Annotated in this window: 12 protein-coding genes; 7 read left to right on the forward strand and 5 right to left on the reverse strand. The window is 46.9% G+C overall.

Going from position 1 to position 11,591, the window contains the following annotated elements:
- Window positions 1–2: 2 nt before the first annotated feature.
- Window positions 3–923, reverse strand: a complete 921-nt coding sequence (gene glyQ, locus ACJB0T_RS16760) for a glycine--tRNA ligase subunit alpha (protein WP_418641833.1) — start codon at window positions 921–923, stop codon at window positions 3–5.
- Between the two features lie 414 nt (window positions 924–1,337).
- Between glyQ and ACJB0T_RS16765 the strand changes: the two genes are divergently transcribed.
- The gene (locus ACJB0T_RS16765; RefSeq protein WP_252012987.1) at window positions 1,338–1,892 is read left to right on the forward strand and encodes a TMEM165/GDT1 family protein; all 555 of its coding nucleotides are present in this window, start codon (window positions 1,338–1,340) and stop codon (window positions 1,890–1,892) included.
- A 140-nt stretch (window positions 1,893–2,032) separates the two neighbouring features.
- Window positions 2,033–2,293, forward strand: coding sequence for a hypothetical protein (locus ACJB0T_RS16770; protein WP_042502468.1), 261 nt, complete (start codon window positions 2,033–2,035; stop codon window positions 2,291–2,293).
- A gap of 71 nt (window positions 2,294–2,364) precedes the next feature.
- Here the strand turns inward: ACJB0T_RS16770 and tusA are convergent, their stop codons facing one another.
- Window positions 2,365–2,613: a sulfurtransferase TusA gene (gene tusA, locus ACJB0T_RS16775; protein ID WP_042502471.1), complete on the reverse strand. Its 249-nt coding sequence runs from the start codon at window positions 2,611–2,613 to the stop codon at window positions 2,365–2,367.
- A gap of 133 nt (window positions 2,614–2,746) precedes the next feature.
- On the opposite strand from tusA, the gene ACJB0T_RS16780 reads away from it, so the two are divergent.
- The gene (locus tag ACJB0T_RS16780) at window positions 2,747–2,932 is read left to right on the forward strand and encodes a hypothetical protein (protein ID WP_353497460.1); all 186 of its coding nucleotides are present in this window, start codon (window positions 2,747–2,749) and stop codon (window positions 2,930–2,932) included.
- A gap of 160 nt (window positions 2,933–3,092) precedes the next feature.
- The gene (locus tag ACJB0T_RS16785; RefSeq protein WP_353497459.1) at window positions 3,093–4,034 is read left to right on the forward strand and encodes a LysR family transcriptional regulator; all 942 of its coding nucleotides are present in this window, start codon (window positions 3,093–3,095) and stop codon (window positions 4,032–4,034) included.
- Between the two features lie 54 nt (window positions 4,035–4,088).
- Here the strand turns inward: ACJB0T_RS16785 and acuI are convergent, their stop codons facing one another.
- The 3 genes from acuI to fadB all read right to left on the reverse strand — a co-directional run bounded on the left by acuI (window position 4,089) and on the right by fadB (window position 8,588).
- Window positions 4,089–5,069, reverse strand: a complete 981-nt coding sequence (gene acuI, locus ACJB0T_RS16790) for an acrylyl-CoA reductase (NADPH) (protein ID WP_353497458.1) — start codon at window positions 5,067–5,069, stop codon at window positions 4,089–4,091.
- 160 nt (window positions 5,070–5,229) lie between these two features.
- Complete coding sequence (gene fadA, locus ACJB0T_RS16795; RefSeq protein WP_042478154.1) at window positions 5,230–6,393, reverse strand: acetyl-CoA C-acyltransferase FadA; 1,164 nt, start codon at window positions 6,391–6,393, stop codon at window positions 5,230–5,232.
- Between the two features lie 26 nt (window positions 6,394–6,419).
- Window positions 6,420–8,588, reverse strand: coding sequence for a fatty acid oxidation complex subunit alpha FadB (gene fadB / locus ACJB0T_RS16800; protein WP_479292070.1), 2,169 nt, complete (start codon window positions 8,586–8,588; stop codon window positions 6,420–6,422).
- A gap of 219 nt (window positions 8,589–8,807) precedes the next feature.
- Here fadB and ACJB0T_RS16805 point away from each other — a divergent pair, with 219 nt between their 5' ends.
- From ACJB0T_RS16805 to hemG, 3 genes are read left to right on the forward strand one after another with little or no spacing between them, the layout of a single operon-like run.
- A complete protein-coding gene (locus tag ACJB0T_RS16805) occupies window positions 8,808–9,431 on the forward strand; it encodes a YigZ family protein (protein ID WP_479292068.1) in 624 nt (207 codons plus the stop codon).
- Between the two features lie 31 nt (window positions 9,432–9,462).
- A complete protein-coding gene (locus ACJB0T_RS16810) occupies window positions 9,463–10,920 on the forward strand; it encodes a TrkH family potassium uptake protein (RefSeq protein WP_112460744.1) in 1,458 nt (485 codons plus the stop codon).
- Between the two features lie 46 nt (window positions 10,921–10,966).
- Complete coding sequence (gene hemG, locus ACJB0T_RS16815) at window positions 10,967–11,494, forward strand: menaquinone-dependent protoporphyrinogen IX dehydrogenase (protein ID WP_479292066.1); 528 nt, start codon at window positions 10,967–10,969, stop codon at window positions 11,492–11,494.
- Window positions 11,495–11,591 lie beyond the last annotated feature (97 nt).

The following is an 11,591-nucleotide window of genomic DNA, read 5'->3' on the forward strand; positions in this document are numbered from 1 at the left end:
GATTACTTCTCCTCGTCTTTCTTAAGCATTGGGAAGCCTAGAGCTTCACGTGATGCGTAGTACGCTTCTGCAACTGATTTAGTCAGGTTGCGGATGCGGAGGATGTAACGCTGGCGTTCTGTTACAGAGATAGCTTTGCGCGCATCAAGGATGTTGAATGCGTGACCTGCTTTAAGAATGCGCTCGTACGCAGGAAGTGGAAGTGGCTTCTCAAGCTCAAGCAGCTCTTTACATTCTTTCTCGCACTGGTCGAAGAAGGTAAATAGGAAGTCTACGTCTGCGTGCTCGAAGTTATATGTTGATTGCTCAACTTCGTTTTGGTGGAAGATATCACCGTAAGTGACGTTAGAGCCATCTGGTGCGACGTTCCATACCAGATCGTATACTGAGTCTACTTCTTGGATGTACATAGCTAGACGTTCGATACCGTAAGTGATTTCGCCCGTTACTGGCTTACACTCAAGACCGCCAACTTGCTGGAAGTAAGTAAACTGAGTGACTTCCATACCGTTTAGCCATACTTCCCAACCAAGACCCCATGCGCCAAGCGTTGGGTTTTCCCAGTTGTCTTCTACGAAGCGAATATCGTGAACTAGCGGGTCGATACCAAGAACTTCAAGTGAGCCTAGGTACAACTCCTGAATGTTATCTGGAGAAGGCTTAAGCGCAACTTGGAACTGATAATAGTGCTGCAGACGGTTCGGGTTCTCGCCGTAGCGACCATCGGTCGGACGACGTGAAGGTTGAACGTATGCCGTAGACATTGGCTCTGGGCCAAGTGCACGTAGACATGTCATTGGGTGAGAGGTGCCTGCACCTACTTCCATATCTAGTGGTTGAACAATAGTACAACCGTTCTGTGCCCAGTAATCCTGCAGCGCGAGGATCATTCCCTGGAAGGTTTTGATATCGTATTTTTGCATAGTAATTCGCGCAATTCTCTAAGTGAAAAGGTCTATCTGATAATCAGAAAATAACAAATAAGTATACCGATTAATCGGTAAGGGGAGTAGGGGTAAAAGTGCTGAATTAATCCCCGCAAAGCTAAAAAATGGGGTTTTTCGGTGTTGTTCGCTATGTAGAAGGGTCGAAACCCCACGATTGTTGAAATTGATTCGATGAGTGATTACAATGCCGCCATCTCTGGGGAGTAGCTTATCCATATGCTTGCAAGCATTTGGATTCGTTCGTCAACATAATTGGTGCAAAATCACCATGGCGCTCGAGACTTGTGCCCGCAAGTTTAGCAAGACCATAGATAAACATCGTGAACCGGGGTGGGGCGCGAGGTTTGTCTATAGGTTAAATACTATAAACCCTGCCCCTTAGAGCATGTCGTGAGCGTTTTAGCTATATCAATTACTACCGTTGCACTCGCCGAAATTGGCGATAAGACCCAGCTTTTGTCGTTATTGCTGGCCAGCCGTTACCGTAAACCCATTCCCATCATTGCCGCTATCTTTTTAGCGACCATTGCCAACCATGCGTTAGCTGCTTGGCTCGGTGTCGTGGTGGCAGATTACCTATCTCCGGACGTCCTTAAATGGGTGCTGGTGGTCAGCTTCCTTGCCATGGCGGCGTGGATCTTGGTGCCGGATAAACTGGATGACGATGAGAGTATTTCAAGTCGTGGTCCGTTTATCGCCAGTTTTATCGCATTCTTCATTGCTGAAATTGGTGATAAAACCCAGATAGCGACCTCCATTCTTGGCGCGCAATACGCGGATGCGCTGACTTGGGTGGTGATAGGAACTACGGTGGGTATGCTACTTGCTAATGTGCCCGTGGTGCTGATTGGTAAATTATCCGCGGATAAATTACCACTAGATTGGATTCGTCGTATTACTGCCATTTTGTTTGTAGGACTCGCTATTGGAGCCGCTGTTTTTTAATAACAATATCAACTGAGTATCGAATTTTAATCGCGATCAAACTCTCGCTCGAATCTGACTGATTTCGTGATGAATGACATATTAGTGTCATAATTGTCATGGTACTTTAATCATGTGGATCCTAGCGAGAGGGCAAGAGTATGCTTACACGTTACACAGGAATGACCGCAGAAAGCCAAAGCCGTTTGTTTACGTTCGGTTTGGTATTAACGCTGCTGGGTATGGTACTCACGGATATGTGGATACCTATGGTAGTAGGCGCCATTATTATGGCGGGATTGGCTGTCGAGTCGTGGATTCGGGTTCAGCATCTTATCCCAATGCACAATGAGATTCGTTCGATGCAAAAGCAAATCAAGAAACTTCAATCTGAAGTCAGAACGCTGGAGTATGACGAATAGCTCGAACAAGACTAAGAGCTTCAATGAGACGAATAGTAGAAAGGCTGCCAATGGCAGCCTTTTTTAATGCGTTATGCCATGCCTTTTTTGATTAGGTAAAGGTAGGGTACCGTTTCTGTTTGCGCACCAAGCAATTGGTGATCCATAAAGCGACAGAAACTTGGAATATCGCGAGTGGTGGAAGGATCGTCGGCTTTCACCAACAACACATCACCATCTTCCATTTTACGAATTGTCTTCCTGACCATCATCACTGGCTCTGGGCAGCGCAATCCTTCGGCCTCAAGCGTTTGCGTGGCAAGGTCTGTATTGATTGTCATGGGGAACTCTTTTCTGTAGAAAACAGCCCAAATTCTACTTATGAAGAAAAAATATGCAATAACCCCTTGGCAAATGGATCTTTTTGCTTTAACTTTGTTAACAAGTTGGTAACAAAGAGACAGGGAAGTAGCTATGTTGACCGCACTAGATAGATTAACAATATACTCGGTACTGTGCGTGATTGCGTTTTGTGCCTTGGTACTTCAGCCTTCACCACAAGCTGGTTGGACACCTTTAATTGGTTTGAGTGCTGCAATCGTGGGATTGTGGTTTGAGATGAGACGCTGGCAAGATGCTTCTGAGGAGCAAGAAAATTAACAATTGATAAACATTTGCCATTAAATAGATTCAACACACTACGACATTCCGACACTATCCCCATTTTCTTGGGCTTCCCCGCTGAAAGGCGGGATTTTTTTTATCTGAAGAAAAGCAAACCAGGTGTAGACTAAGTAAAGATAAAACCTAGGAAAGGCTTATGGAACTCGAAGAAATCTATCGCCGTGATCTTAACTTATTGGTGGCATTGAAGGTACTCGTAGAGGAGGGCAGTGTTAGTCAGGCTGCTGTGCGACTTAACCTAAGTCAGTCTGCGACGAGTCGAGTGTTGGGAAGATTGCGAGACTTACTTGGCGATCCGCTATTTACTCGTCAGGGGCAGCGCATTATTCCGACCAGTAAGGCGCTTGAAATATGTAAGCAAATAGACCAGCCACTTGAATCCTTTCGTCAGTTGTTAACCCCTAGCGAGTTCAATCCTTACTATTGTAATGAGCGTTTCCTTATTGCTACCACTGACTACGCGATGCAAACCATTTTGCCCTACGCGCTGCCTAAGATTTATCAGCTAGCACCGAATATCTCTTTAGAGTTTGCGCCGCTGCAACATGAAAGCCTTTTTAAACAGCTAAGTACAGACAAAGTCGACATGGCAATTTGCCGTCCCACCGGATCTGTGACGCCTTTGCATCAAGAAGTGCTTGGACCTGTGGGCGTTTCTTGTTTGGTTTCCAAACATCATCCCTTGGCGGACAAGCCTTTATCTCTTGAGGATTATATTAATGCGCCTCATGCGATGATCGCTATCAGTGATGGTGTTAAAGCGCTACTGGATGCTGCGCTTATTAATCAAAATCCAAGAAAGATGGTGTTGCGCGCGTATCATCTAGAAGCGGCGTTAGCGATCGTCGACAGTATGCCGCTTATCATTACCGTTCCGGCTGACCTCGCTTACCTAGTGGCCGAGCGCTACGATTTGGTGATTAAACCGCTACCTTTTGCCTTTACGCCGTTTGACTATTCATTGATCTGGCATGCTCGATGCGATACTTCGGAGTCTCAAAAGTGGTTGCGCTCGGTGGTGAAAGAAGAGTGTGGAAAATTGATTGCTAAGCGTATTGAAGATGTGGGTTTAGGTTGAATAGAAAAAAGGCTCTCGTAATGAGAGCCTTTTCTATAGCGAGGTTATCGTTAATTAGATTTTGATAGTCACGCGACCCGTTACGGCGCCGTTAGTGATGTCTTCAGCCGCTTGAATTGCCTCTTCTAGTGCTACGGTTTTGCTAGCCTGTGCGTAGTATGACTCAGGAAGTAGCGTTGCTAGCTGCTCCCAAGCTTTGATGCGTTTTTCGCGTGGGCACATTACAGAGTCAACACCTTGTAGACGCACGTTACGCAGGATAAATGGCATCACTGTAGTAGGCAGGTCAAAGCCACCCGCTAGACCACAAGCTGCAACAACACCGTTGTAGTTCACTTGCGCAAGTACTTTAGCAAGCATGTTGCTGCCTACGGTATCGACAGCTGCAGCCCAGAATTGACGCTCAAGTGGTTTCGCTGGCTCTTCCAGTTCGCTGCGCTCAACAATGCGTGATGCACCGAGTGATTTTAGTAGTTCACCATTCGCTGAAGCGCGACCTGTCACTGCTGCTACTTTGTAACCTAGCTGGCTAAGTAGTGTGACAGAGACACTACCCACACCACCACTTGCGCCAGTGACCAGTACTTCGCCGTCTTCTGGTTTTACGCCAGCATCAACAATGGCTTGTACACATAGCATTGCAGTAAAACCTGCAGTACCGATAGCCATCACTTTTTCTGCATCGAGACCTGCTGGCATTGGCACTAGCCAGTCACCGTTTAGGCTCGCTTTCTCAGCCATGCCACCCCAGTGATTCTCACCGACCCCCCAGCCAGTGAGAACCACTTCGTCGCCTTCCTTATAGCGAGGGTCGTCTGATTGCGACACGACGCCAGAAAGATCGATACCCGGTACCATTGGGAAATTGCGGATGATTTTACCTTTACCGGTAATAGCCAACCCATCTTTGTAGTTCAAAGATGAATATTTTACATCTATTTTTACATTACCTTCTGGAAGCTGTGACTCGTCTACTTGAGAAATAGTAGCGATTGTTTTTTTGTCTTCTTGGTTAAGTAACAGTGCTTTGAACATGATGTTCTCCAATGAGTTGACGTGTTATCTGCTGCAAAGTGTAGGTGAGAAATTCGAAAAAAAACAATGAAACTTCAACATTAGATGTATGCATTACATGCATAAATAAAAACAGCCCCGAAAACGGAGCTGTTTGCGTTGAAGAGCCGTAATGAGAGGACTACGGTCTTTCAAAGATGGTTGCGATACCTTGACCTAAACCAATACACATAGTGGCAAGACCGATCTTAGCGTCTTTGTTTTCCATGATATTGATAAGCGTGGTTGAGATACGAGAGCCCGAGCAACCCAATGGGTGACCCAATGCGATGGCGCCGCCATTCAGGTTAACCTTTTCATCGACCACATCCAGTAGACCAAGATCTTTAGCACATGGCAGAGATTGAGCCGCAAATGCTTCGTTTAGCTCAACAATATCGATGTCGTCCATCGTTAGACCTGCACGCTTCAGTGCTTTTTGCGTGGCAGGTACCGGGCCGTAACCCATAATCGACGGATCGCAGCCAGCAATGGCCATAGAGCGGATCTTCGCGCGAATGGTTAAACCAAGCTCGTTGGCTTTCTCTTCGCTCATGATCAGCATGGCAGACGCACCATCAGACAGTGCCGATGACGTACCTGCGGTTACTGTGCCATTTGCAGGGTCAAAGACTGGACGAAGCTTAGATAGCCCTTCAACATTGGTTTCTGGACGAATCACTTCATCGTAATCGAGGGTAAACAGTGAACCATCTTCAGCATGACCTTCGGTCGGCAAGATCTCGTTCTTGAAGCGACCTTCAAGCGTTGCTGCTTGCGCTCGCTGGTGGCTTCGCGCTGCAAACTCATCTTGTTGCTCACGGCTGATGCCATGCAATTTACCCAGCATTTCGGCGGTGAGACCCATCATGCCCGCTGCTTTCGCGACGTTTTTAGAAAGCTGAGGGTGGAAGTCCACACCGTGTGTCATAGGAACGTGTCCCATGTGCTCAACGCCACCAATCAGGCAGATCTCAGCATCGCCAACCATGATTGAGCGCGCAGCGTCATGCAATGCTTGCATAGATGAGCCACACAGACGGTTTACCGTGACGGCACCAATTTCAATCGGTAGGCCTGCCAGTAGCGCTGCATTACGAGCAACGTTAAAACCTTGCTCTAGGGTTTGCTGTACACAGCCCCAGTAGATATCTTCAATCTCTTCTGGCTTCACTTGTGGGTTGCGAGCCAAGATACCTTTCATTAGATGTGCCGATAAGTCTTCAGCACGCTGATGTCTAAATGCACCACCCTTGGAACGACCCATAGGTGTACGAAGACAATCAACAACGACAACATTTTTCATTTTGATATTCCTCATCCAATCGGTGGTTACAGTGAGCTAGCTTGCTGCACGTCGTAGAAGCGCTTGCTAGAGCTTGCCATATCGACCAGCGACTGAGGCACCTTGTACATTGCACCTAGCGACTCATATTGCTTCGCCATCACAACGTAGTTATCGATGCCGATACTGTCTAGATAACGGAACACACCACCTCTAAATGGAGGGAAGCCTAGACCATAAACCAGCGCCATATCTGCTTCTTGTGGTGTTGCAATGATGCCTTCTTCCAAACACAGTACGACTTCGTTGATCATTGGAATCATCATGCGTTGAATAATGGTGTCATCATCGAATGATTGTGCAGGCTTGCTGACGGACTCAAGCAGTGAATTGATGTCTTCACTTGGTGCTTTCTTAGGACGACCGCGTTTGTCCGTGGTGTACGCATAGAAACCCGAGCCATTCTTTTGACCATAGCGAGTGTTTTCAAACAGCACATCAATAGAATCACGCTGATCTTTTGCCATGCGCTCAGGGAAGCCTTCTGCCATCACCGCTTGTGCATGGTGCGCTGTATCGATACCCACCACATCAAGTAAGTAAGCAGGTCCCATTGGCCAGCCAAACTTACGCTCCATGATTTTATCGATCTGAATGAAGTCTGCGCCATCCGCCAGTAGCTGACTAAAGCCGCCAAAGTATGGGAATAGAACACGGTTAACGAAGAACCCAGGGCAGTCGTTCACAACGATTGGGGATTTACCCATTTTCGCTGCGTAAGCAACTACGCGGTTGATGGTTTCTTCTGAGGTGTGCTCACCGCGAATGATTTCGACCAATGGCATGCGGTGTACTGGGTTAAAGAAGTGCATACCACAGAAGTTTTCTGGGCGTTTTAGTGACTTCGCAAGAACATTGATAGGAATGGTTGAGGTATTCGAGGCGATGACAGTGCCTTCTCCGACCATCTCTTCGACTTCACTCAGTACTGCGGCTTTGATTTTTGGATTCTCAACCACAGCTTCCACAATCACATCGCTTTGCTCAATGCCGGCGTAATGTAGGCTCGGGGTAATAGAAGCCAGCACGCCAGCCATTTTAAATCCGTCGATACGTCCACGTTGCAAACGCTTGTTGAGTAGCTTAGAGGCTTCGGTCATACCTAGCTCAAGGGAGGCTTGAGCGATATCTTTCATGATAACAGGTACGCCTTTTAGCGCTGATTGGAAGGCGATACCGCCACCCATAATACCTGCACCTAGTACTGCTGCGCGCTCAGTGTCTTTACCAGACTTAGCGGCTTTCTTAGCAAGACCTTTGATGTATTGGTCATTGAGGAAAATACCAACCAGTGCGTTAGCAACATCTGAACCGGCAAGATTGATGAAGTAGTTCGCTTCTACATCAAGCGCTTCATCACGACCATAGTGAGCGGCCTCTTCAATCGTTTTAACTGCGGCCATTGGCGCTGGGTAGTGAGGTCCAGCTTTTTGTGCCACCAGACCTTTCGCCATGGTGAAGCTCATCATAGATTCAAGCTTACTGAGCGTTAGCGGTGATACTTTTGCTTGGCGACGCGCTTTCCAATCAATCTTTTCATTGATGGCTAGCTCAATAGTGTTCAATGCAGAGTCATACAGCGCATCAGTTTCGACGATAGCATCAAGTAGGCCGACTTTTAGCGCCTCACCTGCTCGGCATGCTTTGCCTTGTGTGATGATCTCCATGGCACTGTCTGCGCCAATCAGTCTTGGCAAACGAACGGTACCACCAAAACCAGGCATGATACCCAGCTTGGTTTCTGGCAGGCCGATGCTGGTGGTCTTGTCGCCAATTCTAAAGTCAGTTGCCAATACGCACTCACAACCACCGCCTAGCGTGTGGCCTTTCAATGCAGATAGCGTTGGTACTGGCAAGTCTTCCAGCTTGTTGAAAATGTTGTTAGCGAACCCTAACCATTCCTTGAGTTCAGCTTTTGGCTTGGCAAACAGTCCAAGGAACTCAGTGATGTCAGCGCCCACAATAAAGGCACTTTTATCCGTCGTTAGGATAAGTCCCTTAAGGTCACTCCATGCAGCAAGCGCATCGAGGGCTTTGTCTAAAGATTCGAGAGTAGCCAGATCAAGTTTATTGACCGACTGGGGAGAGCTAAAGCACAGTTCGGCGATGCCGCTGCGTACTTCCTTTACCTGTAGCGTTTCAGATTGGTAAATCATTGTCATTCTCCGTGACAGACAATCCGTGATTGTGTGAAAGCGGTTGTTATAGTTTTACTTCTGGTTAGACCAGTTATTTAAGTGTGTACCGCATTGAATTTAATTTCAATACATTTTTTAAACAACTGTTTAACATTATGACCAGTGTCCAATCTTGGAGTCAATTGCTATTGCTCGTGCTAGAATACCCCTTTTAGGCGACAAACCTCGTAAAACCCAATGAACTCAACTGCATACTTGATACCTGAGCACCCAGTTATTTTTGAAGAAGAGATCAAAAAGAGTGTGTTCATCACGCAAATCGCTCATACGCCGAGTATTGAGTTGGCGAAAGCATTTGTTGACCAAGTTAAGAAGCAGCACAGCAGCGCGCGACATAATTGTTGGGGCTTTGTGGCGGGACGTCCTGAAAATTCGATGATGTGGGGCTTTAGTGACGACGGTGAGCCGTCTGGTACCGCAGGTAAGCCTATCTTAGCGCAGCTTAGTGGTTCTGGTATTGGAGAGCTCACTGCAGTGGTCACGCGCTATTCTGGTGGCATCAAACTTGGCACGGGTGGTTTGGTGAAGGCTTACGGTGGTGGCGTACAACAAGCACTTAAGCTGATTCAAACAATCGAAAAAAAAATCACCACACAATTACGTCTAGAGTTAGACTATGCATTCGTGTCTATAGCTCAAGCCGAGCTGAGTCGTTTCGAAGCGGTTGAGGTCGAGTCGCACTACACCGACAAGGTCATTCTTATTGTTGAGTTAGAAGTGAACCATGTTGATGCACTGACGCAGAGTATCATTAATAAAAGCGGAGCCAAGGCAATGGTCTCCCCAGTAGAAAAAAACTAGGACGTAACGAAGCACCGCTTCATCAACTCATATGCAATTTCGATCCATAATTCGCATTGTCGGACTGCTACTCGCTCTGTTTAGCGTTTCAATGCTCGCACCCGCTTTAGTCGCACTGATTTATCGAGATGGTGCGGGTGTGCCTTTTGTTACCACATTTTTCGTCCTACTTGTTTGCGGCGGTTTTTTTTGGTTTCCAAACCGTCGTCATAAACACGAACTCAAAGCCAGAGATGGCTTCCTTATTGTTGTACTGTTTTGGACCGTAATCGGTAGTGCGGGTGCACTGCCATTTTTGATTTCTGATTATCCCAATGTTTCTGTCACCGATGCCTTCTTTGAGTCCTTCTCGGCACTAACCACGACAGGGGCGACAGTGATCGTTGGTTTGGATGAGCTTCCTAAAGCGATTTTGTTCTATCGTCAGCTACTTCAGTGGTTTGGTGGTATGGGTATCATCGTACTTGCTGTGGCTATCTTGCCGGTACTTGGTATCGGTGGGATGCAGCTTTATCGAGCAGAGATTCCAGGACCAGTTAAAGACAGTAAGATGACGCCACGTATTGCAGAGACTGCAAAAGCGCTTTGGTACATCTATCTTAGTTTAACTATTGCCTGTGCGGCGGCATTTTGGGTGGCAGGTATGACGCCATTTGATGCCATCGCCCATAGTTTCTCGACGATTGCGATTGGCGGCTTCTCGACCCACGATGCGAGTATGGGTTATTTCAACAGTCCGGCTATCAACATGATTACGGTTGTATTCCTGCTGATCTCTGCATGTAACTATTCTTTGCACTTTGCGGCTTTTGCCTCTGGCGGCGTGCATCCTAAATATTATTGGAAAGATCCTGAGTTTAGAGCCTTCATCTTTATTCAGGTAGTTCTGTTTTTGGTGTGCTTCCTTATCTTACTTGAGCATCACTCTTACAACTCCATGTACGACGCGTTCGATCAGGCTCTGTTCCAGTCAGTTTCGATATCGACGACGGCCGGCTTTACGACAACGGGCTTCTCTGAGTGGCCACTGTTCTTGCCGGTACTCCTACTGTTCTCATCATTTATTGGTGGCTGCGCGGGTTCAACGGGTGGCGGCATGAAGGTTATCCGTATTCTTCTGCTGACGCTGCAAGGTGCCCGTGAAATGAAGCGCTTGGTTCACCCAAGAGCGGTCTATACCATCAAAGTTGGCGGAACAGCTCTATCACAGCGCGTTGTCGATGCGGTTTGGGGGTTCTTCTCCGCTTATGCATTGGTGTTTGTGGTGTGTATGTTGGCACTTATCGCAACGGGTATGGATGAGCTCAGTGCTTTCTCTGCCGTAGCGGCGACACTGAATAACCTTGGCCCAGGTCTTGGTGAAGTGGCTCTTCACTTTGGTGATGTGAACGACAAGGCGAAATGGGTACTGATTGTGTCGATGCTATTTGGGCGATTAGAAGTGTTCACTCTTCTTATACTACTAACGCCAGCATTCTGGCGAAGCTAATTCATCAATACAAATTTACTAATAGATGGCAGCGAAGGAAATCATCGTGGAAAAAGTTCTCTATCTCTATTCTTCTCGCGAAGGACAAACAAAGAAAATCATTGGGCGTATTGCTGAGCAGCTTGGTCACAATGATGCTGCCGCTATTAACCTGCATGAAAACCCAGATGTAAATCTGCGTGACTATGACAAAGTACTCATTGGTGCCTCTATTCGCTATGGCCATCTGAATAAGAAGCTGTATCAGTTTATTGAAGCAAACCAACAGCAACTGAGTGAGATGAAGGCGGCGTTCTTCTGCGTAAACCTGACAGCAAGAAAAGAAGACCAAGGTAAAGATACGCCGGAAGGTAGCGCCTATATAAAGACGTTTCTTAAAAAGTCACCTTGGCAGCCGACTCTGATCGGTGTTTTTGCCGGAGCCCTCTATTACCCTCGTTATAATTCGTTTGATCGCTTTATGATTAAGCTAATTATGACCATGACTGGCGGCGAAACGGATACTACTAAGGAAGTTGAGTATACCAATTGGGAGAAAGTGGGGCTGTTTGCTGAGAAATTTGCCCAGCTATAGAGAGAAAATGTTGGTTTTTACGCCGTTTTGACTCGTTTTTAAGCGAACGATAAAAAAAAGCGAAAAACTTTAAAAAAAAGGGTTGCCAACTTTAATC

It is taken from the genome of Vibrio sp. CB1-5 (assembly GCF_059412285.1).

Coding starts and splice junctions, on each gene's coding strand:
- glyQ (WP_418641833.1), bottom strand. CDS start 923: ATGCAAAAATACGATATCAAAACCTTCCAGGGAATGATCCTCGCGCTG.
- ACJB0T_RS16770 (WP_042502468.1), top strand. CDS start 2,033: ATGCTTACACGTTACACAGGAATGACCGCAGAAAGCCAAAGCCGTTTG.
- tusA (WP_042502471.1), bottom strand. CDS start 2,613: ATGACAATCAATACAGACCTTGCCACGCAAACGCTTGAGGCCGAAGGA.
- ACJB0T_RS16780 (WP_353497460.1), top strand. CDS start 2,747: ATGTTGACCGCACTAGATAGATTAACAATATACTCGGTACTGTGCGTG.
- ACJB0T_RS16785 (WP_353497459.1), top strand. CDS start 3,093: ATGGAACTCGAAGAAATCTATCGCCGTGATCTTAACTTATTGGTGGCA.
- acuI (WP_353497458.1), bottom strand. CDS start 5,069: ATGTTCAAAGCACTGTTACTTAACCAAGAAGACAAAAAAACAATCGCT.
- fadA (WP_042478154.1), bottom strand. CDS start 6,393: ATGAAAAATGTTGTCGTTGTTGATTGTCTTCGTACACCTATGGGTCGT.
- fadB (WP_479292070.1), bottom strand. CDS start 8,588: ATGATTTACCAATCTGAAACGCTACAGGTAAAGGAAGTACGCAGCGGC.
- ACJB0T_RS16805 (WP_479292068.1), top strand. CDS start 8,808: ATGAACTCAACTGCATACTTGATACCTGAGCACCCAGTTATTTTTGAA.
- ACJB0T_RS16810 (WP_112460744.1), top strand. CDS start 9,463: ATGCAATTTCGATCCATAATTCGCATTGTCGGACTGCTACTCGCTCTG.